This window comes from Micromonospora sp. NPDC005254 (assembly GCF_042872525.1).
In the GTDB taxonomy this organism is placed as follows: domain Bacteria; phylum Actinomycetota; class Actinomycetes; order Mycobacteriales; family Micromonosporaceae; genus Micromonospora.
On sequence record NZ_JBIAKM010000007.1, the window covers coordinates 83464 to 110462 of the forward strand.

General features: G+C 73.2%; 23 protein-coding genes and 1 pseudogene. 15 read left to right on the forward strand and 9 right to left on the reverse strand.

Annotation, left to right across the window (positions count from 1 at the left end; genetic code table 11):
- Window positions 1–9: 9 nt before the first annotated feature.
- Window positions 10–936 (reverse strand): annotated as a pseudogene (locus ACFYPR_RS21780) (low temperature requirement protein A); the annotation flags it as partial.
- Between the two features lie 107 nt (window positions 937–1043).
- On the opposite strand from ACFYPR_RS21780, the gene ACFYPR_RS21785 reads away from it, so the two are divergent.
- From ACFYPR_RS21785 to ACFYPR_RS21800, 4 genes are all read left to right on the forward strand, one after another.
- Entirely contained in the window at window positions 1044–1532 is a 489-nt protein-coding gene (locus ACFYPR_RS21785; RefSeq protein ID WP_387262034.1) for a S1 family peptidase, read from the forward strand.
- 95 nt (window positions 1533–1627) lie between these two features.
- Entirely contained in the window at window positions 1628–2644 is a 1017-nt protein-coding gene (locus ACFYPR_RS21790) for a sugar kinase (RefSeq protein ID WP_354856106.1), read from the forward strand.
- 3 nt (window positions 2645–2647) lie between these two features.
- Window positions 2648–3385, forward strand: coding sequence for an IclR family transcriptional regulator (locus ACFYPR_RS21795; RefSeq protein ID WP_387262037.1), 738 nt, complete (start codon window positions 2648–2650; stop codon window positions 3383–3385).
- Window positions 3382–3990 carry a bifunctional 4-hydroxy-2-oxoglutarate aldolase/2-dehydro-3-deoxy-phosphogluconate aldolase gene (locus ACFYPR_RS21800; protein WP_387262041.1) on the forward strand — a complete coding sequence of 203 codons (609 nt, stop codon included), beginning with the start codon at window positions 3382–3384 and terminating at the stop codon, window positions 3988–3990. The genes ACFYPR_RS21795 and ACFYPR_RS21800 overlap by 4 nt, the downstream gene beginning before the upstream one ends.
- Before the next feature lie 52 nt (window positions 3991–4042).
- Here ACFYPR_RS21800 and ACFYPR_RS21805 read toward each other — a convergent pair whose 3' ends face one another.
- The 5 genes from ACFYPR_RS21805 to ACFYPR_RS21825 are packed head-to-tail and all read right to left on the reverse strand — an operon-like array spanning window position 4043 to window position 9607.
- Window positions 4043–4600, reverse strand: coding sequence for a GNAT family N-acetyltransferase (locus ACFYPR_RS21805; RefSeq protein WP_387262044.1), 558 nt, complete (start codon window positions 4598–4600; stop codon window positions 4043–4045).
- Complete coding sequence (locus tag ACFYPR_RS21810) at window positions 4590–6644, reverse strand: penicillin acylase family protein (RefSeq protein WP_387262047.1); 2055 nt, start codon at window positions 6642–6644, stop codon at window positions 4590–4592. Before ACFYPR_RS21810 ends, ACFYPR_RS21805 begins: the two co-directional genes overlap by 11 nt.
- Window positions 6641–7444, reverse strand: a complete 804-nt coding sequence (locus ACFYPR_RS21815; protein WP_387179418.1) for an ABC transporter ATP-binding protein — start codon at window positions 7442–7444, stop codon at window positions 6641–6643. The genes ACFYPR_RS21810 and ACFYPR_RS21815 overlap by 4 nt, the downstream gene beginning before the upstream one ends.
- A 23-nt stretch (window positions 7445–7467) precedes the next feature.
- Entirely contained in the window at window positions 7468–8496 is a 1029-nt protein-coding gene (locus ACFYPR_RS21820) for a FecCD family ABC transporter permease (protein WP_387262050.1), read from the reverse strand.
- A 49-nt stretch (window positions 8497–8545) separates the two neighbouring features.
- Entirely contained in the window at window positions 8546–9607 is a 1062-nt protein-coding gene (locus ACFYPR_RS21825) for a FecCD family ABC transporter permease (RefSeq protein ID WP_387262452.1), read from the reverse strand.
- Between the two features lie 118 nt (window positions 9608–9725).
- Between ACFYPR_RS21825 and ACFYPR_RS21830 the strand changes: the two genes are divergently transcribed.
- The 6 genes from ACFYPR_RS21830 (at window position 9726) to ACFYPR_RS21855 (ending at window position 17055) form a co-directional block, all read left to right on the forward strand.
- Window positions 9726–10760, forward strand: coding sequence for an ABC transporter substrate-binding protein (locus ACFYPR_RS21830; RefSeq protein WP_387262053.1), 1035 nt, complete (start codon window positions 9726–9728; stop codon window positions 10758–10760).
- A 4-nt stretch (window positions 10761–10764) separates the two neighbouring features.
- Window positions 10765–11622 carry a siderophore-interacting protein gene (locus ACFYPR_RS21835; protein ID WP_387262056.1) on the forward strand — a complete coding sequence of 286 codons (858 nt, stop codon included), beginning with the start codon at window positions 10765–10767 and terminating at the stop codon, window positions 11620–11622.
- A gap of 96 nt (window positions 11623–11718) precedes the next feature.
- Complete coding sequence (locus tag ACFYPR_RS21840) at window positions 11719–13296, forward strand: pyridoxal phosphate-dependent decarboxylase family protein (RefSeq protein WP_387262058.1); 1578 nt, start codon at window positions 11719–11721, stop codon at window positions 13294–13296.
- A 26-nt stretch (window positions 13297–13322) separates the two neighbouring features.
- The gene (locus tag ACFYPR_RS21845) at window positions 13323–14600 is read left to right on the forward strand and encodes a lysine N(6)-hydroxylase/L-ornithine N(5)-oxygenase family protein (RefSeq protein ID WP_387262060.1); all 1278 of its coding nucleotides are present in this window, start codon (window positions 13323–13325) and stop codon (window positions 14598–14600) included.
- Window positions 14597–15214 carry a GNAT family N-acetyltransferase gene (locus ACFYPR_RS21850; protein ID WP_387262063.1) on the forward strand — a complete coding sequence of 206 codons (618 nt, stop codon included), beginning with the start codon at window positions 14597–14599 and terminating at the stop codon, window positions 15212–15214. Before ACFYPR_RS21845 ends, ACFYPR_RS21850 begins: the two co-directional genes overlap by 4 nt.
- Window positions 15215–15315: 101 nt before the next feature.
- Window positions 15316–17055, forward strand: a complete 1740-nt coding sequence (locus ACFYPR_RS21855) for an IucA/IucC family protein (protein WP_387262455.1) — start codon at window positions 15316–15318, stop codon at window positions 17053–17055.
- Between the two features lie 67 nt (window positions 17056–17122).
- On the opposite strand, the gene ACFYPR_RS21860 is transcribed toward ACFYPR_RS21855, so the two are convergent.
- Window positions 17123–18172 (reverse strand): S66 peptidase family protein, encoded by a 1050-nt coding sequence (locus tag ACFYPR_RS21860; protein ID WP_387262066.1) that lies wholly within the window; start codon window positions 18170–18172, stop codon window positions 17123–17125.
- 322 nt (window positions 18173–18494) lie between these two features.
- Between ACFYPR_RS21860 and ACFYPR_RS21865 the strand changes: the two genes are divergently transcribed.
- Together ACFYPR_RS21865 and ACFYPR_RS21870 are read left to right on the forward strand one after the other, a co-directional pair.
- Entirely contained in the window at window positions 18495–20828 is a 2334-nt protein-coding gene (locus ACFYPR_RS21865; RefSeq protein WP_363938086.1) for a beta-L-arabinofuranosidase domain-containing protein, read from the forward strand.
- A gap of 243 nt (window positions 20829–21071) precedes the next feature.
- Window positions 21072–22346 carry an MFS transporter gene (locus ACFYPR_RS21870; protein ID WP_387262069.1) on the forward strand — a complete coding sequence of 425 codons (1275 nt, stop codon included), beginning with the start codon at window positions 21072–21074 and terminating at the stop codon, window positions 22344–22346.
- 15 nt (window positions 22347–22361) lie between these two features.
- On the opposite strand, the gene ACFYPR_RS21875 is transcribed toward ACFYPR_RS21870, so the two are convergent.
- On the reverse strand, window positions 22362–22847 hold the full coding sequence (locus ACFYPR_RS21875) for a GNAT family N-acetyltransferase (RefSeq protein ID WP_354856092.1): 486 nt from the start codon (window positions 22845–22847) through the stop codon (window positions 22362–22364).
- 153 nt (window positions 22848–23000) lie between these two features.
- Between ACFYPR_RS21875 and ACFYPR_RS21880 the strand changes: the two genes are divergently transcribed.
- A complete protein-coding gene (locus ACFYPR_RS21880) occupies window positions 23001–23660 on the forward strand; it encodes a fasciclin domain-containing protein (RefSeq protein ID WP_354856091.1) in 660 nt (219 codons plus the stop codon).
- Window positions 23661–23849: 189 nt separating this feature from the next.
- Here ACFYPR_RS21880 and ACFYPR_RS21885 read toward each other — a convergent pair whose 3' ends face one another.
- Window positions 23850–24923: a LacI family DNA-binding transcriptional regulator gene (locus ACFYPR_RS21885; RefSeq protein WP_355137534.1), complete on the reverse strand. Its 1074-nt coding sequence runs from the start codon at window positions 24921–24923 to the stop codon at window positions 23850–23852.
- A gap of 93 nt (window positions 24924–25016) precedes the next feature.
- Here ACFYPR_RS21885 and ACFYPR_RS21890 point away from each other — a divergent pair, with 93 nt between their 5' ends.
- On the forward strand, window positions 25017–25733 hold the full coding sequence (locus tag ACFYPR_RS21890) for a cupin domain-containing protein (protein ID WP_387179448.1): 717 nt from the start codon (window positions 25017–25019) through the stop codon (window positions 25731–25733).
- A 265-nt stretch (window positions 25734–25998) separates the two neighbouring features.
- Entirely contained in the window at window positions 25999–26982 is a 984-nt protein-coding gene (locus ACFYPR_RS21895; RefSeq protein WP_387262074.1) for an ABC transporter permease, read from the forward strand.
- Window positions 26983–26999 lie beyond the last annotated feature (17 nt).

Below are 26999 nucleotides of genomic sequence, written 5' to 3' on the forward strand. Positions count from 1 at the left end.
CATCAGCCACCGCACCGGGGTCGGTCCGGTCGGTCGCTCCACGACCAGGTCGAAGGAGGCCGCCGTGACGGCCACGCCGACCAGCAGCACCAGATGGCTGTACGGAGCGATCCGGGTGGACCTGCCGGGCACCGACGCGGCCGCGGTCTCGAGCAACTCGCCGGCTCGGTGGACGTAGATCTGCCAGAGCAGCAGCATGATGGCGAACGCGCAGAGCAGGGCGGTGACTCGGAGGCGGTCGAATTCGCTGCGACTGACTTCCAGGGTGGGCACCAGGATGATGTCGTCGAGGGCCAGGATGACGAACTGCTGGTACCGCTCGCCCAGGTGCGCCGTGGTCCGGTCGTACTGGTCGAGCGGCACCCGCCCGAGCCGGGGTGTGGGGTACCGCGCCGCCGCGGACATCAGGTCGATCGCGATCGCGATGATCCAGATCCACCACCACGCGGTGTCGGCCAGCGCGCCGATGATCCAGAGGACGCCGGAGACCAGGAACCAGAACAGGAACCGGGTGGCTCGCGCCATGGCCGCGTGGTGCTGCTGCCGGTACAACGTGCTGACCAGGACGATGCCACGCACCACGTGGGTGCCGACGTAGGCGAGCGCGAAGGCCGTGGCCTGCCCTCTGGTGACCATCGGCAGTGACGCCGCCATCCCCACCGACCCGACCATGGCGATCATCAGGATGGCCTGGATGGGGCGCTGCTGCGGGTCGTAGAACTCGGTCGTGGTGGTGGTGACCGACCAGGTCCACCAGATCGCCGTCAGCATCAGCAACACGGCCGCGCTGCGGGCCCAGGATTCCTGGTCGGCGAGGAGCTTCGAGGTCTGCGCGAGCGCGGCCACGAAGACCACGTCGAAGAGCAGCTCCAGCAGGGTGGCCCGGGTCGACCCGTCCAGCCGGCGTACCAGCGCCCCGGTGCCTCCGGTGGTCATGCCCGGCCTCCCGCCGTTTCTCCCGAGGATTATCGGCGGCGTCGGCGCGGGCCGGCGGTACGCGCTGCTCGCTCGGCGCGAACGCGCGCAGCGGCAGCACCTACTACGTGATCACGGCCGGCCACTGCACCGCCGCCGCCACCACCTGGTACGCCGACAGCGCGCAGACCACCGTTCTCGGCACCCGCACCGCCACCAGCTATCCCGGCGACGACTACGGGCTGATCCGCTACACCGGCCGGATCGCCCACCCGAGCGCCGTCTACACCTACCCCGGGCTGCTCACCATCAACGGCCCCGGCAACGCGTACGTCGGGCAGGCGGTCTGCCGCAGCGGCGTCACGACCGGCGTCCGCTGCGGCACCGTCACCGGTCTCAACCAGACCGTCAACTACGCCACCGGCGTGATCTACGGCCTGATTCGCACCAACATCTGCGCCGAGCCGGGGGACAGCGGCGGACCGCTGTACGTGGCGTCCACCGGCACCATCATCGGCATCCTCTCCGGAGGCAGCGGCAACTGCACCTCCGGCGGCACGACCTACTACCAGCTGATCGCCGGGGTGCTGGCCGCGTACGACCTGACCCTGCCCTGACATTCGTTGCGCTGAGCGCAACAGATTGCTCGTCTGGCACAACGCGCCTAGGCTCGGCGACGCCCCGGACCCCCTCCCCGAGGACGTGTGCCGCCATGTCGAGCAAGCCCCGACCCGACCACGCGGCCGCCCCGGCCGGCTCCCCGCCGGCCGAGGTGGTCACGGTGGGGGAGACCATGGTCGTGCTGTGCCCACCGCCGGGCGAGCCGCTGGAGCACGCCGAGCAGGTCGCCGTCTCGGTCGGCGGCGCGGAGTCCAACGTGGCCGGTTACCTGGCCCGCCTCGACCACCGGGCGACCTGGGTGAGCCGGGTCGGCGACGACCCCTTCGGCCGGGCAGTCGTCCGGCACGTCGCCGACGCCGGCGTCCGCGTCGACCTGGTGGGTGTGGACCCGGCCGCCCCGACCGGCCTCTACCTCAAGGATCCGGGCCCGACGGCCACCGCCGTGCACTACTACCGGGCGGGCTCGGCCGCGTCCCGGATGGACCCCGGAGCGTTGGCCGACCCACGGCTGGCCGGCGCGCGGGTGCTGCACCTGTCCGGGATCACCCCGGCGCTCTCCGCCTCCTGCCGTGCGCTGGTCGAGCACGCGGTGACCGACCGGCCGCTGCCGGGCGCGCTGGTCAGCTTCGACGTCAACCACCGGGCGCGGCTCTGGCCCGCCGAGCGGGCCGCGCCGGTGCTGCGTGACCTCGCCGACCGCAGCGACCTGGTCTTCGTCGGCCAGGACGAGGCGTACGCCCTCTGGGGCACCGCCGACGCGGCGGCGGTACGCCGGCTGCTGCCCGGCCCGCGGACAGTGGTCGTCAAGGACGGCGCGGTGTGCGCCACCGCCCTGTGCCGCGACGCCGCACCGGTCGTCGTCCCGGCGCCCCGCGTGTCGGTGGTGGAGCCGGTCGGCGCCGGTGACGCGTTCGCCGCCGGCTACCTGGCCGGGCTGCTGCGCGACCTCGACCCGACGCGGCGCCTGCGCCTCGGCCACCTCGTCGCCGCGCAGGCGCTGGGCAGCCCCGGCGACAACGCGCCGCTGCCACCGTGGTCCTGGTTTCAGCGGCTGCTCGACGCGCCCTGGTCACCACCCGACCTGACCGTCGTACGAGCGGAGGGCTGAGGGGTGTCCGAGGGCGTCGACCGGGCGATGCGCGTGCTGGAACTGCTGGCACGCGAGCCCGCGCAGCTCGGTGGTGTGGCCGCCGACCTGGGCGTGCACAAGTCCACCGCGCTGCGACTGTTGCAGACCCTCGAGTCGGGTGGCTTCGCCCGCCGCACCGACGGCGGCTGGACGGTGGGCCTGCGACTGATCGACCTCGCCCAGCAGGCACTGGACTCCCTGGACGTGCGCGCGGTGGCCCGTCCACACCTGGCGGCGCTCGGCCGCGACTGCGGGCACACCATCCACCTGGCACAGTTGGTCGACGACGACCTCGTCTACGTGGACAAGATCGAGGCCCGTGGTCAGGTGCGGATGTACTCCCGGATCGGCCGCACCGCGCCGCTGCACGCCAGCGGGGTCGGCAAGGTGGTCCTCGCGTACCGCCCGCAGCTGACCCGGCTGGTCGAGGGCGCCGCGCTGCGGGCGTACACCCCGGCCACCATCTGCGACCCGGCCGCGCTGCGTGCGGAGCTGGCGGCCGTCGCCGAGCAGGGCTGGGCCGCCGACGACGGCGAGTTCGAGCCGCTGATCACCTGTGTGGCCGCGCCGGTGCGCCACGCCGACGGGTCGGTCAGCGCGGCGGTGTCGGTGACCGCTCCGACGGTGGTGGCCACCCTCGCCGACCTGCGCCTCCTGCTACCCCGTCTGCTGGGCACCACCCAGCAGATCTCCCGTGACCTCGGATGGAGTGGACCATGACCACAGCGGACTTCGAGCACATCTTCGGCGGCGCCCGGGTGATGGCGATCCTGCGCGGCCTGCCGGTCGCCGAGACCGTCCGGCTCGCCGAGCGCGCCTGGGACCTCGGCATCGTCGTGGTGGAGGTGCCGGTGGCCACCCCCGACGCGGTGCCCGCCCTGCGCGCCGCAGTCGAGGCGGGCGCGGCGCGGGACCGGATCGTCGGCGCCGGCACCGTGCTCGATGTCGATCAGGTCGCGGCGGCGGCCGACGCGGGCGCCGCCTTCACCGTCGCGCCCGGTCTGGACCTCGCGGTCGCCGACGCCGCCGCCGCGCGCGGCCTGCCGCACCTGCCCGGGGTGGCCACCCCCACCGAGGCGCAGCAGGCGCTGCGGCACGGCCTGATCTGGCTCAAGGCCTTCCCCGCGATCTCCCTCGGGCCGGCCTGGTTCCGGGCCATGGCCGGCCCCCTGCCGCAGCTGCGTTTCGTCGCCACGGGCGGCCTGGACGCGGGCAACGCCGCCGCGTTCCTCGACGCGGGCGTACGGGTGGCAGCCGTCGGCTCAGCCCTCTCCGACCCCACCCAGCTGGACCAACTGGCCAAGCTGACAAACCACCCACGCTGACGCGCCCCCGGGGAGGGGTTCCGGCGGCCGGCGCGTCGCGGGCTCGACCGGCTCAGCCGGTGCCCTCGGGCCGGTCGAGGAAGTGCAGCCGCGCCTGCTTCTCCGGCAGCTCGATCAACGGACCGGCCCGGAACCCGCTGCGCCGCAGCCGCCGCAGCATCCGGTCGTTGCGGGCGTCCGGCTCCATCACGACCCGCAGCCGCCCCGGGTCGGCGAAGACGAACTCCAGGATCGCGCCGAACAGCGCGCCGGTGAATCCCCGCTCGGCGTTCACCGGGGGCCCGATGAGCAGGTGGACGCCGATGTCGCCGGGGCGCACCTCGTAGCACCCGCCGACCGGATCGGCCCCCGGGTCGTACGTCTGCACCAGCGCGGCCGGCACCCCGTCGCGGTGTGCCAGGTACGCGTGGTGCGTGGTCAGCGAATCCAGGTACGCGTAGATCTCGTGCACCCGCTCGCGGCTGGCCTCGCGCATCCCCCAGAACCGGGCCCGCTCGGTAGTGACCCAGCCGTGCAGCAGGTCGGCGTCCTCGTCCGGGCGCACCGGGCGGATGGTGACCACCCCGAACCCGGTGACGTCGCGCCGGTAGTGCTGACCGTCAGTGCTCATCGGGCTCCTCGGTGAGGTGGTGCCAGTCCGTGGTCACCGGCAGCAGCTCGCCGGCCAGCCACGCGGGCTGCTGGTCGTCGTGGTGCGGGTCGCCGGGCACGCCGCTGGCGCCCAGCGGGACCACCCACCGGCTGTCCTGGCGGCGGGCCAGGTCCCAGACGAACCGCGCGGCCGGCCCCCGGAAGCACCCGTGAGTGACCCCGGGCACGCTGGAGGTGGCCAGCACACAGTCGTGGTCGCCGTCGAGCCGGGGACCGGGCGCGGCGTCCGGGTCGGGCAGCGCCCGCCAGGCCGCCAACCGGTGCAGGTCACCCCAGCGCACCGGGCCGGCCGCCGCACCGGCGACCTCCTCCGCCGCCGCGCGTACCGCCGCCGCCGCGTCGACGCCGGGCAGCGACCTGCCGGCGAGCAGGTGCTCCAGCGCGTAGCCGACCCGCGGCGTCAGCGCCAACCAGGGCGCGAACACCTCGGGGTACGCGGGCGGCTCGGCCAGCGCGGCCAGGGCCGGGTGGGCGGCGATCCGGCGGACGACAGCGGCCCGCAGGATGGCGAAGTCCGCCGCGTCGGTGCTGTCGGCGCTCATCCGGCGGTCCCAGCGCAGCAGCCGGTCGCGCAGCGCGGCGGCGGCGGGGCCGAGCCCGGTCAGTCCGTCGAGCACCGCCAGCAGCGGCCCGGCCGAGCCGAGGCGCGTGTCGGTGTGCACGGCGGCCATCTGCGCGGCCGTCCAGTCCCGGCCGGCGTCGAGCAGTTCGGTGATCCGGCGCGCGCGGTGCGGTGGGGCGAACTCGACGCCGAGCGGCGCCGCCAGCCCCCGCTCGTTGGCCATCACCGCCCGGCCGGTCACCTCGGCGCGGGGCATCGACGCGTGCCAGCCGCGCCAGGCGTACGCGGCGTCTGAGGCCGGGACCACCCGGCGGCCGTTGTCCGGATGCCGCAGCGGCACCACCCCGGCGACCCGGTGCAGCAGCCCGCCGGCGGTGTCCGCCGCCTGCACCACGTTGACCGGCTCCACCCAGTGCCGCAGAGCCTCGTCCACATCGGACACGCCACGGGCGCGCAGCAGCTCCGGTAGCGCCGCGAAGCCCAGCTCGCCGCGGACCCGGGGCGGGTAGCGCAGGCTCACCGCCGTCTCGTCGTCCGGCCCGCCGGCGATCACCGGCCCCCGCTCGGTCTCCACCACCTCCACCCGGACCGGGTCCGCGCCGGCCACCTCGATCGTCTCGACGTGGACGTGCGCCTCGCGCCAGCCGTCCGGGCCGAGCGCCCGCACCCCGGTGCCGTGCCGGCGCAGCCGCTCGGCGTAGACGTCCTGGTAGTCGGCCATCGCGTTGGTGATCGCCCACGCCACCGTCCCGGTGTGGCCGAAGTGCGCGATGCCCGGCACACCGGGCACGGCCAGGCCGACCACGTCGTACTCCGGGCAGGCCAGCCGGATCTGCTGGTAGACGCCCGGGTCCTCCAGAAACCGGTGCGGGTCGCCGGCGAGCAGCGCGGCGCCGGTGGCGGTGCGGGAACCGGCGAGCAGCCACCCGTTGCTGCCGGCGACGGCCGGCCCGTCGGTGGCGAACACCTCGACCGCCGCCGGGCCGAGGCACTGTGCGACGTGCTCGCGCCAGAGCTTGCCGGGGAACCCCGCGAACAGGATGTGGTGCCCCAGCCACACCGCGAGCGGCGTCCACGGCTCCCACCGGCCCGGCGTCAGCCCGACGGCGGCGAACTCCGGTGACCGGGCCGCCCCGGCGGCGAGGCCGGCGTTCACCCCGTCCACGTACGCGCCCACCCACTCGGCGGTCGCCTCGTCCAGGTTGGCGTGGCAACGACGGGCGGTGTCGTCCAGCCGTACCTGGCGGGCGAAGCGGTCCCAGGCGAGCGCGTCGACGCCGAGGAACGCCGCGCTGGTGCCCGCCGACCGGTGCCGTTCCACCTCGATCTGCCACGCCCGGTCGTACGCGGTCACCCGACCCTGCGCCGCCGCGAGGGCCAGCGGGTCGTCGGCGCGTACGTGCGGCACGCCCCACGGGTCGCGGAAGCGCCGCGCGCTCATGCCGGCTCGGTCGCGCGCCGGCGGGCGGCGGGGACGACCAGCGGGGTGCCCGTCTCCGGGTCGTCGATGACCCGGCAGGGCAGCCCGAACACGTCGGCGACCAGATCGGCGGTGACCACCTCGCGGGGGTCGCCGGCGGCCACCACCTTCCCGTCGCGCATCGCGATGAGATGGGTGGCGTACCGGGCGGCGTGGTTGAGGTCGTGCAGCACCGCGACCAGCGTGCGGCCCTGCTCCTCGTGCAGCCGGGCGCACAGGTCCAGGATGTCGATCTGGTGGGCGATGTCGAGGTACGTGGTCGGCTCGTCGAGCAGCAGCAACGGCGTCTGCTGGGCCAGCGCCATGGCGATCCAGACGCGCTGGCGCTGGCCGCCGGACAGCTCGTCCACCGGCCGGTCGGCGAGGTCGGCGACCCCGGTGGCGGCCATCGACTCGTCGACGATCCGCTCGTCCTCGCGGGACCACTGCCGCAGCAGACCCTGGTGGGGGTAGCGACCCCGGGCGACCAGTTCGGCGACGCCGATCCCGTCCGGCGCGATCGACGACTGCGGCAGCAGGCCGAGGGTGCGGGCCACCGTGCGGGCGGGCAGGTCGTGGATGTCCCGACCGTCCAGCAGCACCGCGCCGGCGCTCGGGCGCAGCATCCGCGACAGCGCGCGCAGCAGGGTCGACTTGCCGCACGCGTTCGGCCCGATGATCACCGTGAACGACCGGTCGGGCACCGCCACGGTCAGGTCCTCGGAGATGATGCGCCGGTCGTAGGCGAGGGTCAGCGCGGTGCCGCCGAGGCGGGACGTCATGAGGGCTCCTTCGGAAGGGGTGTTCACAGCCGGCCCGCCCGGCGTTCGACGGCCAACAGCCAGACCAGGTAGCCGCCGCCGAGCACTCCGGTCACCACGCCGACCGGAAGCTGGTGCCCGGTGAACGCGCGCTGGGCCAGCAGGTCGGCGCCGACCAGCAGGGCCGAGCCAAGGGCCATCGACGGCAGCAGGTTCGGGCCGGGCGCCCGGGTCAGCCGCTTGGCCACGTGCGGCGCGACGAGCGCCACGAACGACACCGGGCCGGCGGCGGCCGCCGCGAACGAGACCAGCAGCACGGCCGCGGCGAGCAGCACCAGGCGCAGCCGGCGGACCGGCACGCCGAGCGCGTTGGCCGTGTCGTCGCCCAGCTCCATCATCCGCAGCGCCGGGGCGCAGACGACGAGCAGCAGCGGCGCCAGCACGGCGGTGACGGCGAGCAGCGGCCCGGCGTTGGCCCAGCCCCGCCCGTCCAGGCTGCCGGTGAGCCAGAGCACCGCGCGGGCGGCGTCCATCAGCGGCGCCCGGGTCAGCAGGTAGCCGTTGACGCCGGTGAGGATCGCGGCGACGCCGATGCCGACCAGGACGAGCCGGTAGCCGTGCACGCCACGCCGCCAGGCGAGCGCGTAGATCAGCAGGCCGGTGGCGAGCCCGCCGACGACCGCGGCGCCGGCCAGGGCCAGGCTGCCGCCGCCCAGGACGACCACCACCAGCGCGCCGGTCGACGCGCCCTGGGTGAAGCCGAGGATGTCCGGGCTGCCCAGCGGGTTGCGGACCAGCGACTGGAACACCGTGCCGCCCAGCGCCAGCGCGGCGCCGACCAGCAGGGCGGTGACCAGTCGGGGCAGTCGCAGCTCGGTCACGATGAACTGCTCCGCCACGCTGCCGCCGCCCGTCAGGGTGCGCAGCACGTCGGCCGGGCCCATCGGGTAGTCGCCGCTGCCCATCGCGACCAGACCGAGGCCGGCGGCGAGCACCGCCGCGCCGACGCCGACGGCCAGGGCGCGGGGGCGGAACCGCACCGACAACCCACCGGGGGTACGCAGAACCGTCACGTCACCGCTCCGCTTCGCTGCGCGCTGGCGCAGCTGCTGGTTCGTTCGTTCACGGGTGCGCCACCCGTCCCCGGGTGACCAGCCAGAGGAAGAGCGGGCCGCCCAGCACGGCGGTGACCATGCCGACCTGGAGTTCACCGGGCCGGCCGAGCACCCGGCCCAGCACGTCGGCGCCGAGCAGCAGCACCGGCGCGAGCACCGCGCAGTACGGCAGCAGCCAGCGCAGGTCGGGCCCGGTCAGCGCGCGCACCAGGTGGGGCACCAGCAGGCCGACGAAGACGATCGGGCCGCAGGCCGCGGTGGCCGCGCCGCAGAGCAGGGTGACCGCGACGATCACGGCGGCGCGGATCAGGGCCGGGCGGGCGCCCAGGGCCCGGGCCGCGTCGTCGCCGAGCGCGAGGGCGTTCAGCGGACGGGCGGCGCCGAGCGCGACCAGCAGGCCCACCAGGATGAACGGCGCCACCCGGGTCACTGTCGCGGAGTCCGCGCTGGCCAGCGAGCCGACCGTCCAGAAGCGCAGCCGGTCCAGCGAGGCGGTGTCCAGCAGCATGACCGCGCTCACGAACGAGTACAGGGTGGCGTTGAGCGCCGCGCCGGCCAGCGCGAGGCGGGCCGGGGTGGCGCCGCGCCCGCCGCCCACGGCGTAGACCAGCGCGGTGACCAGCGCGGCGCCGAGCAGCGCGAACCAGACGTACCCGCCGATGGCGGTGACGCCCAGGAAGGCGGCGGCGGTGGCCACGGCGGCGGACGCGCCCGCGTTGATGCCGAGCAGCCCGGGGTCGGCGAGGGGGTTGCGGGTGAGGGCCTGCATCACGGCGCCGGCCACTCCGAGCGCCGTGCCGGCGAGCAGCCCGAGCAGGGTGCGGGGCAGGCGCATCCGGTGCACCACCGCGTACTCGGCGGCGTCGCGGTGCAGCAACCCGGACCAGACGTCGGCGAGCGGCAACGACTTCGCGCCGACCGCGATGCTGAGCACCAGGATCACGCCGAGCAGCGCCACCGCGCCGAGCAGGCCGGCGGCGCGGGCCGCCCGGTGTCGCTGCGGGGGAGGGGCCGTCGACCCGGCCGGCGCGGAGGGTGCCAATGCGGTGACGGTGGGTGTGGCGTCCAGTGTGGGCTCCGGGGGTGTGGCGACACGGCGAACCGCTGTTGACAACGACCGAGGTTAGGCTAACCTAACCCCGCTGTCCCGGTCGACCCCGACCTTCCCCTGATCGAAAGACGACACCATGCCCGATGCACTGTCCGCCCGTCGCCTCTCTCGTCGTGGCCTGCTGGCCGCTGGCGGCGCCGCCACGCTGGCCGCGCTGCTCGCCGGCTGCGGCAAGGACGATGCCGCCAAGCCCGCTGGCAGCGGAAATGCCGGTGGTCCCTGGTCATTCACCGACGACCGCAACAAGAAGATCGAGGCGGCGGCCCGCCCGGCGCGCGTGGTGGCCTTCACCGGAGTGGCGGCAGCACTGGTCGATTTCGGTCTCGACAAGCAGCTCGTCGGGGTGTTCGGGGAGACCAAGCGCGCCGACGGCACGGCCGACCCGCAGGCGGGCGACCTGAACGTCGAGGGCGTCGAGATCCTCGGCAACGTGTGGGGCGAGTTCAGCCTGGAGAAGTACGCGGCCCTGCGCCCCGAGCTGCTCGTCACCCACATGTACGACCCGGACGCCCTCTGGTACGTGCCGGACGAGAGCAAGGACAAGATCCTGCCGCTCGCGCCCAGCGTGGCGATCACCACCGCCCGGGTGCCGATGACCAAGCCCATCGAGCGGTACGCCGCGCTGGCCCAGTCGCTCGGCGCGGACCTCTCGGCCAAGAAGGTCACCGACGCGAAGGCCCGCTTCGACGCCGCCGCCGACGCCGTCCGACAGGCCGTCAAGGCCAACCCGGGCATCAAGGTGATGGCCTGCTCCGGCAGCCCCGACCTGTTCTACGTCTCCAACCCCAAGGTCAGCACCGACCTCATGTACTTCGCCGAGCTGGGCGTCGACATCGTGGTGCCCACCAAGCTCGAGGCCGGCGACTACTTCGAGGCGCTCAGCTGGGAGAACGCCGGCAAGTTCCCCGCCGACCTGATCCTGCTGGACAACCGCAGCACCGCCCTGCAGCCCAAGGACCTCACCGCCAAGCCGACCTGGCAGCAGCTGCCCGCCGTGCGGGCCAACCAGGTGACCCCGTGGGACGCGGTGCCCCGCTTCTCGTACGCCGGCGCCGCGCCGCTGCTGGAGAACCTCGCCACCGCCATCCGGAACGCGAAGAAGGTCAGCTGACGCCGTGAGCACCAGCACCCGCGAACCCGTCGCCCTGCAGTACCGCTTCTTCGCCGCGCACGTCCTGCGGGCCCGGCGGGTCGGCGCCTCGCTGATCCGGGTCACCTTCGGCGGCGCGGAGCTGACCGACTTCGCCGGCGGCGGCCGGGACCAGAGCGTCTCGCTGTTCCTGCCGCACCCCGGGCAGGACGCCCCGGTCGTTCCGGTCGAGCGGGGCGAGGACTGGTTCGGCGCCTGGCGGGCCCTTGCGCCGGACGTCCGCGCGGTCATGCGCTCGTACACCATCCGGGAGCACCGCCCGGCGGCCGGCGAGGTGGACATCGACTTCGTCGGCCACGGGGGCACCGGTCCCGCCTCGCGGTGGGCCAGCCTGGCGGGGCTCGGCGACCGGGTGCTGCTGCTCGGCCCGGCGGTGTACGACAACCGCAGCGTCTGCTTCCGCCCGCCGGACGACACCGACCTCGTGGTGCTGGCCGCCGACGAGACCGCGCTGCCGGCCACCGCCGGAATCCTGGCCTGGCTACCCGCCGGCACCCGGGTCCGCGCCTGGATCGAGGTCCCGGACGCCGCGGACATCACCGAGCTGCCCACCGAGGCCGCCGCGGAGATCCGCTGGATCGTGCGCGGCAGCACCACACCCGGCAGTGACCTGCTGGTCAGCGCGCTCCGCGCCGCCCGGCTGCCCGCCGGTAACCCGTACGCCTGGATCGCCGGCGAGTCCGGCGTGGTGCGGGCGCTGCGCCGGCACCTGGTCGGCGAGCGCGGCTTCGACCGTCGACGGGTGACCTTCGCCGGCTACTGGCGGCGCGGGCTGTCCGAGGAGGACCTGCGCGCCGCGGCGCTGGCCGGCGCCACCGCCTGAGTAGCGACCCACCACACCCGCAGCACGGCCCCCGGCGCGCGGACGCGCCGGGAAGGGGTTCCGGCTGCCCATCGTCGAGAACGTGGAGGACCTCCCGTGACCGTGCCGACGTACCCCGTCGAGACCGACCCGCCCGTGCCGACCGGCGCGCAGGCCGCTCCACCACCGGTGTCGACAAGCGCGTTGCCCGCGGCGCGGGCGCAGCTGCTGCACGGCGGCTCGGTCGAGCAGTACCGGCGGGCGATCGCCGACGGTGTCGACCGGGTCGCCCGCCGGGTCGCCACGGTGGACCGGCCCGCCACCGGCGTCGCTCCGGCCGAGCTGGCCCCCCTCGTGAACACCGTCGACCTGGACCGGCCCCTGGGCGACGCCGGCGCGGCCCTGGACGAGCTGGAGGACGTCTACCTGCGCGACGCCGTCTGGTTCCACCACCCCCGCTACCTGGCCCACCTCAACTGCCCGGTGGTCATCCCGGCGCTGCTCGGCGAGGCGGTGCTGAGCGCGGTGAACTCCTCTCTGGACACCTGGGACCAGAGCGCCGGCGCCACGCTCATCGAGCGTCGACTGATCGACTGGACCGCCGCCCGGGTCGGCCTCGGCCCGGACGCCGATGGCGTGTTCACCAGCGGGGGCAGCCAGTCCAACCTCCAGGCGCTGCTGCTGGCCCGGGAGGAGGCGTGTGCCGCGGCGACCACCCCGGCGGCCCGCATGGAGCTGCTGCCCCGGCTGCGCGTGCTCACGTCCGCCGCCGGGCACTTCAGCGTGCAGAAGTCCGCCAAGCTCCTCGGCCTCGCCCCGGACGCGGTGATCGCGGTGCCCACCGACGCGCAGCGGCGGATCCGGCCCGCCGCCGTCCGCGACGAGATCACCCGGTGCCGGCAGGCCGGACTGGTCGTGATGGCGGTCGTCGGCACCGCCGGCACCACGGACTTCGGCTCCATCGACCCGCTCGCGGAGCTGGCCGGGATCTGCGCGGAGGCCGGCGTCTGGCTGCACGTCGACGCCGCGTACGGCTGCGGGTTGCTCGTCTCGCCGACGCGCCGGCACCTGCTCGACGGCATCGAGCGGGCCGACTCGGTGACCGTCGACTACCACAAGTCGTTCTTCCAGCCGGTCAGCTCCAGCGCCCTGCTGGTCCGCGACCGGCGGGCACTGCGGCACGCCACGTACCACGCCGACTACCTCAACCCGGCGCGGATGGTGCAGCAGCAGATCCCCAACCAGGTCGACAAGAGCCTGCAGACCACCCGCCGGTTCGACGCGCTGAAGCTCTGGCTGACCCTGCGGGTGATGGGCCCGGACGCGCTCGGCGCGCTCTTCGACGAGGTGGTCGACCGGGCGGCCGAGGCCTGGCAGCTCGTCAGTGAGGACCCGCGTTTCGAGGTGGTGACCCGCTCGCAGTTGAGCACCGTGGTCTTCCGCTACCTGCCCACCGGCCCGGGTCGCGAGCTGGCCGACGCCGCCAACCTGTACGCCCGGGAGGCGTTGGCCGCCTCCGGCCTCGCTGTGGTCGCCGGCACCCGGGTGGACGGCCGGCACTTCCTCAAGTTCACGCTGCTCAACCCCGCCACGACCGGCGACGACGTCGGCCACGTGCTCGAACTGATCGCCGGCCACGCCGGCCGGTACGTGCGCGACAACACCGCCGCCGACCTGACCTGCCCCGTCGGCTGACCCCGAATCCGCGCCTGGAGAAGAAGATGTCCACCCACGACTTCGTCGCCATCGGGCTCGGCCCGTACAACCTGGGTCTGGCCTGCCTCACCGCGCCGATCGACGAGCTGGACGGGGTGTTCCTGGAGGCCCGGCCGAGCCTCGCCTGGCACCCCGGCATGCTGCTGGAGTCGGCCCGGTTGCAGACCCCGTTCATCGCCGACCTGGTGAGCCTCGCCGACCCGACCTCGCCGTACTCGTTCCTCAACTACCTCAAGGAGATCGGCCGGCTCTACCCGTTTTACATCCGGGAGAGCTTTTACCCGCTGCGCAGCGAGTACGACGCGTACTGCCGGTGGGCGGCGGCGAAGCTGCCGAACCTGCGCTTCGGCCAGACGGTGACCACCGTGGAGTACGACAGCGCCGACGAGCGGTACGTGGTCCGGGCCACCACCGGCGGGTCCGGGAGCGTCACCTACCGGGCCCGGCACCTGGTGCTCGGCACCGGCACTCCGCCGCACCTGCCGGCCGCCGTCGCCGGGCTGAGCGGGGACGCCGTGCACAACTCGCGCTACCTGGAGCACCGGGACGCGCTGCGCACCAAGCGCAGCATCACGGTGGTGGGCAGCGGGCAGAGCGCCGCCGAGATCTACCACGATCTGCTCGGCGACCTCGACCGGTACGGCTACCAGCTGAACTGGGTCACCCGCTCGCCCCGGTTCTTTCCGCTGGAATACACCAAGCTGACGCTGGAGATGACCTCACCGGACTACGTGGACTACTTCCACGCGCTGCCCGAGGCGACCCGCTACCGGCTGGAGGCCGAGCAGAAGGGCCTGTTCAAGGGAATCAACGCCGACCTGATCAACGACATCTTCGACCTGCTCTACGCGCACAGCGTCGACGGGCCGGCGCGCACCCGGCTGCTGACCAACACCGAGCTGGTCGACGCCGCGCACCGCGACGGGGAGTACACGCTCGGGTTGCGGCACGTGGAGCAGGAGCGGGACTTCACCCTGCGCACCGAGGGACTCGTGCTGGCCACGGGCTACCACTACCGGGTGCCGGAGTTCCTGGCCCCGGTGCGCGAACGGATCCGCTGGGACGCGCACGGCCGCTTCGACGTGGCCCGCAACTACAGCATCGACCACAGCGGGCGGGGCATCTTCCTGCAGAACGCGGGCACCCACACGCACAGCATCACCTCGCCGGATCTGGGCATGGGCGCGTACCGCAACTCCTGGATCATCCGTGAGCTGCTCGGCCGGGAGCACTACCCGATCGAGAAGAGCATCACCTTCCAGGAGTTCGGGGTGATCTCGTGAGCGTGGTCTTCACCCGCGTCGACGACCGGCTCGGCGCGTTCGCCCTGCGTACCCTCGATCCGGAGGCCGACGCCCCGCTGCTGCACGGCTGGGTGACCCACCCGAAGGCGGCGTTCTGGCTGATGCAGGACGCCGACGAGGCACAGGTGATCGAGGAGTACCGGCGCATCGCCGCGCACCCGCAGCACGACGCGTACCTCGGCCTGTGGCGGGGGGAACCCGCCTTCCTGGCCGAGCGCTACGACCCGGCCCGCGTCGAACTGGTCGGCCTGTACGACGCCCAGCCCGGCGACGTGGGCATGCACTTCCTGTGCGCGCCCGCCGGCGCTCCCGTGCACGGTTTCACCCGCGCGGTGATCCGTACCGTCATGGCCTGGCTCTTCGCCGACCCGGCGACCCGGCGGGTGGTGGTCGAGCCGGACGTGCGCAACACCGCCGTGCACGCGCTGAACGCCGCAGTCGGCTTCGAGGTCGTCGGCCCGATCGCCAAGCCGGAGAAGGACGCGCTGCTCAGCGTCTGCACCCGCGCCCAGTTCGAGGCCGCCGCCGAGCACGCCGAGCACTCCGCCGCCGAGTCCGCTGCCGCCACCCGAACCGAAGGAGCCCCGGCGTGACCACCACCGCCGTCCCCACCCCGCCGACCGTCGCCGGCCAGGCCGCCCCCGGCGACCCGGTCGCGCACCTCACCCCGCAGCGCTGGGCGCGGGCCAACCGGATGCTGGTCCGCAAGGCGCTCGCCGAGTTCACCCATGAACGGCTGCTCACCCCGGCGCCCGTGCCCGGCCCCGACGACCGGCAGTGGTACGAGGTCCGCAGCGACGACGGCGCCGTCACGTACCGGTTCGTCGCCCGGGTGCTCGCCCTGGCCCACTGGCAGGTCGACGCCGACAGCATCACCCGGCACCGGGACGGCGTCGCGCTGCCGCCGGACGCCGTGGACCTGATCGTCGAGCTGCGCGGCACCCTCGGGCTGTCCGCGCGGGTGCTCCCGGTCTACCTGGAGGAGATCACCTCCACCCTCGCCGGTACCGCGTACAAGCTGGCCCAGTCCCTGCCGTGCGCCGCCGAGCTGGCCGGGGCGGACTTCCAGACCATCGAGACGTCGATGACCGAGGGCCACCCCTGCTTCGTGGCCAACAACGGCCGGCTCGGCTTCGGCGTCGACGAGTACCACCGCTACGCCCCCGAGGCCGCCACCCCCGTACGCCTGGAGTGGCTGGCCGCGCATCGGGACCACTCGACGTTCAGCAGCGCCACCGACCTGGACTACGACACGCTCATCTCCGGCGAGCTGGACGCCGGGACCCGGGCCCGTTTCGCCGCCACGATGGCCGACCTCGGCCTGGACCTCGCCGACTACCACCTCATCCCGGCGCACCCGTGGCAGTGGTGGAACAAGTTGGCCGTCACGTTCGCGGGGGAGCTGGCCCAGCGTCGGCTGGTGCACCTGGGTCCCGGGCCGGACTCGTACCTCGCGCAGCAGTCCATCCGGACCTTCTTCAACGTCACCGAGCCGGGCCGGCACTACGTCAAGACCGCTCTGTCGGTGCTGAACATGGGCTTCATGCGGGGGCTGTCGGCCGCGTACATGGCCGCGACCCCGGCCATCAACGACTGGCTGGCCGACCTGATCGCCGGCGACGAGGTGTTGACCGGCACCGGGCTGACCGTCATCCGGGAGCGGGCCGCGGTCGGCTACCGGCACCGGCAGTACGAGGCGGCCACCGAGCGCACCTCCCCGTACCGCAAGATGCTGGCCGCGCTGTGGCGGGAGAGCCCGGTGCCCGGCCTGGCCCCGGGGCAGCGACTGTCCACGATGGCCGCGCTGCTGCACGTCGACGACGACGGCGGCTCACTGGCGGCGGCCCTGATCGACAGGTCCGGCCTGGCGCCCGAGGTGTGGCTGCGCCGCTATCTGGACGCCTACCTGACCCCGCTGCTGCACAGCTTCTACGCCCACGACCTGGCCTTCATGCCGCACGGCGAGAACGTCATCCTGGTCCTCGACGAGCACGACACCGTCCAGCGGGTGATCTTCAAGGACATCGCCGAGGAGATCGCGGTGCTGAGCGCCGACGCCGAGTTGCCGGCGGAGGTGCAGCGGATCCGGGTCGAGGTGCCCGACGACACCAAGCTGCTGACCATCTTCACCGACGTGGTCGACTGCTTCCTGCGCCACCTCAACGCGGTGCTCGTCGAGGCCGGCGTGCTCACCGAGGACGCCTTCTGGGGCACGGTCGCGGCCTGCGCCGCCGACTACTTCGAGCGGGTGCCGCACCTGGCCGAGCGGGTCCGCCACTACGACCTGTTCGCCCCCGAGTTCGCATTGTCCTGCCTCAACCGCCTCCAGTTGCGCGACAACCAGCAGATGATCGACCTGGCCGACCCGTCGGCCGCCCTGCAGTTCGTCGGCACCCTCACCAATCCGCTGGCCGCCCACGCTCCGGCCCGCTGACGCCGTCCGCGTCCCGGCAGGCTCCGAGAGTCCGTCCGCCGGCCGGGACGCGGACGTGCGGCATACCTCAGCGATAGTCGGCGAAGATCCGACGTTCCACACCGTCGACGGTGATCGGGCCGCCGTGGGGAAGGATCCACTGCGGCTTGGTGTGGCCGAACGGGACGCCGACGCAGACGGCCGCCTCCGGGTTGTAGCGGTTCACCACGTCGACGACCGTGTCGCGCTGCTGCTCGCGTAGGCGCGCCCTCTCCTCGGCGGCGGGTCGGCGGGTGTGGTCGGAGACCGGCGGACGGGCGACCAGGACCGCGTCGACGGCGTCGAGAAGACCGCGTTCACCCAGCGACCGCACGATCCAACCGACCTCGCGGGCGGGAAGGAGCTTCTCCGACGTCTCGATGATCAGCACGCCGCCGCGCAGAACCTCCGGAGGAAACGGGAAGCGTCCCGCCGTGAGGGTCCACTGGAGGACTTCCAGACACCCACCCCAGCTGGGGCCGGTGACCGTGCGGCGCGGCCCGTACCAGGTCCACGGCGCCGTCGGTTCGCGTTCTCCGAACGACTGCAACGCCCGTGGGTCGGCCCAGTCGACCCCGATGTCCTCGGACTCGCCCGGATCGGTGATCTCCAACCGCTCGCCGGTGCGGAGCGCGGCCCGCAGCGACCGGGCGTGGATGTCGTCCACGGCGGGTCCGGGGCCGAGGTGCACCTGTGAGGACCCGCCGTAGAAGCTCGCGATGCCGAGTCCCCAGAGCCACTGGTGCAGGTTGGTGTTGTCGCTGGTGCCCAGGAAGGGCTTCGGGTCGGCGCGGGCGAGGTCGGCGTCCAGGTGGGGGATGACCGTGATCTGGTCCTCGCCTCCGACGACGGCGAGGATGGCGCGTACCCGGGGATCGGCGAAGGCGGCGTTGATGTCCGCCGCGCGCGCCTGCGCGCTCGCGCCGACCGTGCGGGTGCTCGGGTACTCGACCGGGACGAGGCCGGTCAGGTCGGCGAGCCGCCGCATGGCCTGCTCGTGGATCTCGGGATAGGCGCCGGCCGCGGCGAAGGACGGCGACAGGACCGCGATGTGGTCACCCGGTCGTGCCTTCGGGGGACGCACAAGATCGTGCTTCATCCCGAGATTCCACCAGCGGCGCCCGTCGGCGCGCATCCCGTTTTGGGGTACGTCGACCCGGGACCGATCTTGCGGTATTCCTTCGGTGTTATCGATAACACGAGGTGGCACGCCATACCGCATCCCCTTCACCGCGCCGGTTCTCCAAGCTCGCGCACAGGTGTACGGCGTACGAATACAGTTACCATCTTGAATTCGTGGGTCGGTGGGCCGTAACATGCCGGACACGGATGTGAACGCTAACGTTCGGACCCCTGCATCCCACCGAGCCCGTCCCGCCCGGTTGTCGCCCCGTCGCCGGTAGCGCTCATCTGGAGGTCCCATGTCGTCCCTGCCCCTCAGCCGACGCCGCGTGCTGCAGGCGGCCGGCGCCACCGCCGTGCTCTCCGCGACCGGAGCCACGACGCTCGGCGCGGGCCCCGCCGCCGCTGCCGTGGTCCCGCCAGCGCGGTCGGACATCGGCGTCGGTGCCTACCCCTTCGAGTTCGGTCAGGTGCGACTGACCGCCGGCCGCTGGCTGGACAACCAGACCCGCACCCTGAACTACCTGCGCGTCGTCGACGTCGACCGGATGCTCTACAACTTCCGCGCCAACCACCGGCTCTCCACCAACGGCGCCGCCACCAACGGCGGCTGGGACGCGCCGAACTTCCCGTTCCGGACCCACATGCAGGGGCACTTCCTGACCGCGTGGGCCCAGGCGTACGCGGTGCTGGGCGACACCACCTGCCGGGACAAGGCGAACTACATGGTCGCCGAGATGGCCAAGTGCCAGGCGAACAACGGCGCGGCCGGGTTCGGGTCGGGATACCTCTCCGGTTTCCCGGAGTCCGACTTCACCGCGCTCGAGGCACGGACGCTGTCCAACGGCAACGTGCCCTACTACTGCATCCACAAGACGCTCGCCGGTCTGCTCGACGTCTGGCGCTACACCGGCAACACCCAGGCCCGTACGGTGCTGCTGGCCCTCGCCGGCTGGGTCGACACCCGCACGTCCCGGCTCAGCTCCAGCCAGATGCAGTCGATGCTCGGCACCGAGTTCGGTGGCATGAACGAGGTGCTGACCGACATCTACCAGCAGACCGGTGACACCCGGTGGCTCACCACCGCCCAGCGGTTCGACCATGCCGCCGTGTTCAACCCCCTGGCCTCCAACCAGGACCAGCTCAACGGACTGCACGCCAACACGCAGGTGCCCAAGTGGGTGGGCGCCGCCCGCGAGTTCAAGGCCACCGGGACGACCCGCTACCGGGACATCGCCAGCAACGCGTGGAACATCACCGTCGGCGCGCACTCCTACGTCATTGGCGGCAACAGCCAGGCCGAGCACTTCCGGGCGCCCAACGCGATCGCCGGGTACCTCAGCAACGACACCTGCGAGCAGTGCAACACCTACAACATGCTCAAGCTGACGCGGGAGCTGTGGCTGCTCGACCCGAACCGCACCGACTACTTCGACTACTACGAGCGCGCCACGATCAACCACCTGATCGGCGCGCAGAACCCGGCCGACAGCCACGGGCACATCACCTACTTCACCCCGCTCAAGCCGGGTGGCCGGCGGGGCGTGGGCCCGGCGTGGGGCGGCGGCACCTGGAGCACCGACTACAACTCGTTCTGGTGCTGCCAGGGCACCGGCGTGGAGATCAACACGAAGTTGATGGACTCCATCTACTTCTACAGCGGCACGACGCTGACCGTGAACCTGTTCGTGCCCTCGGAGCTGACCTGGTCGCAGCGGGGCATCACGGTCACGCAGAGCACCACGTACCCGGTGAGCGACACCACCACGCTCACCCTCGGCGGCACGATGAGCGGCTCGTGGAGCGTCCGCGTCCGCATTCCGGCGTGGACCAGCGGCGCGACGATCAGCGTCAACGGCGTGGCGCAGTCCGTCGCCACGACGCCCGGCAGCTACGCCACGGTCACGCGTACCTGGGCGGCCGGAGACACCCTCACCGTGCGTCTGCCGATGCGTGTCGTCGTGCAGCCGACCAACGACAACCCCAGCGTCGCCGCCGTCACCTACGGCCCGAGCGTGCTCTGCGGCAACTACGGCAACACCACGCTGAGCGCGCCGCCGGCACTCAACGTCTCGTCCATCGCCCGGACCAGCACCAGCTCGCTGGCGTTCACCGCCACCGCGAACGGGTCCACCGTCAACCTCGGGCCGTTCCAGGACGCCCACGGCTTCAACTACACCGTCTACTGGAACACCAGCGGCAGCAGCGGTGGGGGCAGCCACCGGCTGGTCAACGTCGGCAGCGGGATGGTGCTCGGCATCCAGAACATGTCCACCGCCGACGGTGGGCTGGCTCTGCAGTGGGACGACAGCGGCACCGCCGACCACAACTGGGTGGTGGTGACCGACGGCAACGCCGTCCGGTTCCGCAACGTCAACAGCGGGAAGGTCCTCGGTGTGGAGAACATGTCCACCGCCGACAACGCCCGCGTCCTGCAGTGGGCTGACAACGGCACCGCCGACCACCGGTGGACCCTGGTGGACAACGGCGACGGCACCTACAAGATCCGCAACGTCAACAGCGGCAAGCTGCTCGGCATCCTCAACGGCTCCACCGCGCGTGGCGCGCAGGCCGTACAGGACTCCGACAACGGCAGCGCGGACAACCGCTGGCGGCTGGTGGCCAACGCCTAGCGGTGGTCGCCACGTCGAGGGCTCGGCCTCGCTCAGTCGGCCGTTCCCACGCGCCCGACCCTCGACCAGGTCGTGGCCTGGAGCACCGCGCTCGCGCCGCTGCGCCAGGGCTGACCCGCTTCGCGTACGCCTCAAGACGGCCTCGGGAGCCCTTCCCGGGGCCGTCTCACTTCGACCAGACGTGGTGGGCGGCGCCGGTGTGACGGTCAGCATGGCGCTACGAGGGCCACTACCCTCGGCGGGATGAGCCGAGCTGCCAGCCCTCAGCGGGCTCCGCTGTGGCGGGACCGCTCCTTCGGCACGTACTGGATCGCGCAGTCGCTCTCCGCGGCCGGTGACGCGTTCGCCTACCTGGCGGTGCCGCTGCTGGTGTTGCAGGCGACCGGGTCGGTGGCGCAGATGGGCCTGCTCACCGCCGTCGCGGGCGCGGCGTCCGTGGTCGCGGGGGTCTTCGGCGGGGTGCTGGTCGACCGGTACGACCGCCGTACGCTCATGATCGTCGCGGACCTGGCCCGTCTGGTCCTCTACGCCGTGGTGCCGTTGGCCTGGCTCGCGGGCCCGCAGGTCTGGCTGCTCTTCGTCGTGCTGCCGATCTGCGAGGCGGCCGGGATGCTGTTCCAGGTCGCGGCGGTGACCGCGGTGCGCAACCTCGTCGACTCCGACCGGCTCACCGAGGCCAACGGCCGGCTCCAGGCGACGTTCGCGGCGGCCGCCGTTCTCGGGCCGCTGCTCGCCGGTGTGGTGTCGGCCCGCTTCGGCCCGGCGGTCGCCATCGCCGTCAACGCGGCGAGCTTCGCGCTCTCGGCCGCCGGCCTCCGGCTGGTCCGGCTGCGCCGGGCTCAGGCCGCCGACGTCGCGCCGGTGCCCCGGGAGCGCCCGCTGGCCGAGTTCCTGGCCGGGGCGCGGTTCCTGTGGCGACAGCCCGTGCTCCGCGCGCTGACCGTCCTGCTGTCGGTGTTCATCTTCCTGACCTACGGCTTCACCGATGTGCTGATCTACCACGTGACGCACGACCTCGGCGGCACCGAGCGCACGGTCGGCACGGTGCTCGGCCTGGCGGCGCTGGGCACGGTCGCCGGGGCGCTGCTGGTGGCCCCGCTGCGTCGTCGGCGCGGCTTCGGCGCCACCTGGATCGGGGCGCACGCCGTCTGCGGATTCGCGGTGGCGGGCGCCGGCATGGCGACGAGTGTGCCGGCGGTCACCGCGCTGACCGCCGTCTACCTGTGCTGTCTCAGCGTCAGCGGGATCTGCTCGATGTCACTGCGCCAGGAGATCACCCCCGACCATCTGCTCGGCCGGGTCACCTCGGCGTTCTGGAGCACGCACTACGCCCTCGGACCGGCCGGCGCCGCCATCCTGACCTGGACCGCCGGCCGGTACGGCGTCGCGGCTGTCGCGTTCGTGGCCGGAGCGGGCTGCCTGCTGGTCGCGGTCGGCGGGCTGTTCACCCCGATCCGCACAGCTGGCGCGCAGGCCCGTCTGTCGCCGCCGGCCGTCCCGGTGGGTCAGGCCGGCTGACCACCGGCGGGGCGGTCAGAACTCCTGGTACATGACGTGCAGGCCGACCCGGCCGAGGGTGGGGTGGCGGAACGCGCCCGGCACCGTGCCGACCACGTCGAAGCCCTCCCTGCGGTACAGCTCGACCGCCGATCGGTTGGTCTCCACCACGGCGTTGAACTGCATGCCGGCGTACCCCCGTCGCCGTGCCCAGGTCAGGGCGTCGCGGCACAGCGCGGTGCCCACGCCCCGGCCGCGCGCGTCGGCGGCGACCAGGAAACTGGCGGTGGACACGTGGGCGCCCGGCCCGGGCCGGTTGGTGCCCATCTTCGCGGTGCCGAGGACCCGCTCGCCGTCGACCGCGACGACGGTCCGCCCGGGCGGGGCCTCCACCCAGATGCGGTACGCCGTGTCCGCGGTCATGTCCGGGTCGTAGGGAAAGGTCTCCTGTGCCCGGACCACCTCCTCGATGATCGGCCACACCTGCGACCAGTCCTGGTCGTCGAACTCGCGGATCAGCACCGGCGCAGGCTACGCGCGGCGCTCCGGGTGGGGACAGCGGATTTCGACTGTCGAACTTTCCCGGCGGTGGCTGCATCCGGGCGGTGTGCAGGCCGCGAAGCATGTGTCGTGACGAGACGTCACGGATCCGTCGCTTCGACGAAAGGCCCGTTGATGAAGATCGCACGATTCGCCGCCCGGATGGCGGTGGGCGCCGTGGCCACCGCGCTGGCCACCACCGCCGTGGCCGTGCCGGCCCAGGCGACCGGTAAGGCCAAGCCGCTCGGCACGAAGTCGCTCGCCCAGGTGCTCACGAAGGACACGAGCGGCTTCGACCGCAACTCGCGGGACTTCGACGTACTGACCGCGGCCGTGCTGGCGGTGCTCGAGGCCAAGCCGAACTCGCCGGTGAAGGTGCTCACGGACGGCACCGTCGCACTGACCGCGTTCCTGCCCAACGACGCCGCGTTCCAGCAGCTGGTGCGCGAGCTGACCCACGCCCGGAAGCTGCCCGGTGAGAGCGCCGCGTTCGCGGCGGTCGCCGGTCTGGGCATCGACACCGTGGAGACGGTGCTGCTCTACCACGTCGTGCCGGGCGCGACCATCGACCGCCGGGCGGCCCTCAAGGCCGACGGCGCGGAGCTGACCACCGCCCTCGGCCCGACCGTCGAGGTCGACGTCCGCACCTACTGGCACATCTTCCGCCAGCTGCGGCTGGTCGACGCCGACACCAACGACCGTGACGCACGCGTGGTCGCGTTCGACGTCAACAAGGGCAACCGGCAGATCGCGCACACCGTGGACCGGGTGCTGCGCCCGATCGACCTGCCCTGACCCACCCGGGTGGCGGCCGACCCCGCGTCGGCCGCCACCCGCGCGGCCCGCGCCGTGCGTGGTCAGTTCCGGCCGAGCGCGGTGATCTCCTCGTCGAGCAGCGCCGCCGGGTGCTCCCGCTCGTCCTCCATCCGCGGACCGGTACGCCCCGTCGACCGTCGTGACGGGACGCCGCGGGGCTGACCCGGGTCACGAGGCGGCGTCGGCCCGCCGGGCGCGGGGCGCCGACCCTGCCGTCTCGCGCCGATGCTCCGGCGCCGGCCCGGACGTGTCGCGGCGGATCAGCTCGGCGGGGAGCACCTCGACCCGGGGCGCCGGCGCCTCCGCGCCAAGCACCAGGGACATCGCCCGGACTCCCATGTCGACAAGTGGCAGCCGGACGGTGGTCAGCGCGGGTGTCACGTCCCGGGCGATCGGCATGTCGTCGAAGCCGACCACGGAGACCTGCTGCGGCACCGCCAGCGAGCGGGCCCGCAGGGTGGCGAGGGCGCCGATGGCCATCGAGTCGTTGAGGGCCACGATCGCGGTCAGCCCGGGGTCGGCGTCGAGCAGCCGGGCGGTGGCCTCGGCGCCGCCGTCGCGGTCGAACTCGGCGTACCGGATGCGGCGCTCGGGCAGCTCGCGGCCCTGCTCGGCGAGGGCCTCTTTGAGCCCGGCCAGCCGATCGGTGGTGGTGGTGAGGATGCGGGGGCCCGCGACCACGCCGATCGCCCGGTGCCCCAGCTCGCACAGTTCGCGACCGGCGAGGTGACCGCCGGCCCGGTTGTCCGGCATGACGGCGTCGCCGGAGTGCTCGTGGCGGCCGATGACCGCGACCCGCCCGCCGGTCGCCTCGTACGCGGCGAGCTTCTCGTTGAGCTGCCGGGTGAACGCCTCGTCGTGGTAGCCGGAGCCGGCCAGGATCAGCGCCGCCACCTGGTGGCCGCGCAGCAGCTCCACGTACTCCAGCTCGCGATCCGGGTCGCGGTAGCTGTTGCAGATCATCAGCAGCCGGCCCTGGTCCGTGGCGACCCGTTGCAGCCCTCGGGTGATCTCGGCGAAGTACGGGTCGGAGACGTCGTGCACGATCACGCCGACCGCGCTGCGGTGCGAGCGGGCCAGCAGTTGAGCGTGCGCGTTGGGCACGTACTGCAACTCGGCGACGGCGGCCAGCACCCGTTCGCGCAGCTCGTCGGTGACCGGTTTGCTGCTGCCGTTGATGACGCGGGAGGCGGTGGCGGGTGAGACGCCCGCGCGCCGCGCCACGTCGGACAGGGTCGCCATGGCCCGCCCCCTCGGTCTGTTGACGGCGTTTCGCCGCGCCGGCTAGCGTCACCGTACCGCAGAGAAAGCCCTTTCCCGCAGGGAGGCCCGGCCATGTCCGATCGCTTCGCGGCGCTTCCCGGCGGGATCGGCGTCTCCCGGCTGCGCGTCTACGACACGGTCGCGCCGGACGGCGTGGTCGGTGGCACCCCGCACGTGCACCTGTGCTGCACCGAGGGGTACGTGGTGACCGACGGCGAGGGCGCGGTGCAGACTCTGACCACGGCCGGCTTCCGGGAGACGCCGCTGCGGCCGGGGGTGGTGGTCTGGTTCGAGCCGGGCACCGTGCACCGCCTGGTGAACGGGGGCGGGCTGAGCATCGTGGTGCTCATGCAGAACAGCGGACTGCCCGAGGCCGGCGACGCGGTGCTGACCTTCCCACCCGAGGTGCTGGCCGATCCGGCGGCGTACGCCGCGGCGGCGGCGCTGCCCGACGGGGGAGCGCCGGGCGCGGACGTGCGCGCCGCGTACCGGCGGCGGGATCTGGCGGTGACCGGCTTCTCGGCGCTGCGGTCCGGCGGGCCGGCGGCGCTGGCCGCGTTCCACGCCGCCGCGATCGCGCTGCGCCGGCCGTTGCTGACGCGCTGGCGGCAGCGGTGGGAGTCCGGCGCCGGCCGTGCCGCCGCCGACACCGCCGTGCAGCTCGACGCCCTCGAGCGGGGGGACGCCGGGCACCTGGGCGACGCCGGGGTGTACGCGGTGACCGAGCCGGTCGAGCGGGGCCGGCTCGGAATGTGCGGCCTCCTCGACACCTACCCGGCTGGCGGCTGACGGCGTCATCGGTCCAGATTGGACTGTCCTGATCTCCTCGAATACTGACGTCGGGGCGTCCCGAGGGCCGCCGACAGCCGTCTTCGGGAGGTCGAGGTGATCTCGAAGTGGCCCGGCGCGTGCGGCGCCGGGCCGATCGACGAATAGATCGAGGAAAGGCCTTGCCCGGCGTGAGGGGGCCGCCTACGCTCCAGGAAAGCGTTTGCCTGATCCGCCGACCGGCCCGCTCCACGAGTGCCGTGCCAGGCCCCCGAGGAGGTTCCGCGTGACCGAGAACTCTTTGGACACGGCGGGCCGGCCGGCCGCCGCCGACCACGCGAGCGGTGCGCGGGCAGCCGCCTCCGAGCCCGCATCCCGGTCCGGAAGCGTCGGTGCGCCGGCGTTCGTCGGCGGCCAGCCATCGTCCACGGTGGTGCAACCGCCGCCTGGCGGTGGCCGTCCACCACGCCCGACGCTCGGTCGGCGCGCGGCGGCCCTCGCCGACTCGCTGTGGCGACCGGCGCTGGTGCTGGTCGCCTTCTTCGCCGCCTGGTGGTTCGTCGCCGCCCGGGAGTACGTGCCGAACTACCTGGTGCCCACTCCCGGCCAGGTCTGGACCACGATGACCGGCCAGTGGTCCGAGCTGGCCCGGCACACCATGGTCACGCTCTACGAGACGGTGCTCGGCTTCGTGCTGGCCGCCGCGCTGGGGCTGGCCACCGCTGTCGCCATCGCCTACTCGCGCACCCTGGACAAGGCGCTCTACCCGATCGTCCTGTTCGCACAGGTCATCCCGAAGATCGCCATCGCGCCGCTGCTGGTGGTCTGGTTCGGTCTCGGCCTCACCCCGAAGATCATCCTGGCCGTGCTCATCGCGTTCTTCCCGGTGGTCATCTCCGGGGTGGCCGGCCTGCGGTCCACCGACCCGGAGCTGCTCGACCTCTCCGCCACCATGGGCGCCGGGCCGTGGCGCACCTTCCGCAAGATCCGCTTTCCGAACGCGTTGCCGCACCTGATGGCCGGCCTCAAGGTGGCCGTCACCCTCGCCGTGGTCGGTGCCGTGGTCGGCGAGTTCGTCGGCGCCAGCGAAGGGCTCGGCTACGTCCTCTTGCTGGCCAACGGCAACCTCGACGCCCCACTGCTGTTCGCCGACCTGATCCTGATGTCCGCCATCGGCATCGTCCTGTTCGTCCTGGTCGAGATCGCCGAGGCACTGCTCATCCCGTGGCACGCCAGCCGTCGCGCCGGCGTGTCCCTCACCACCTCCTGACCGACCCCATCACGGAG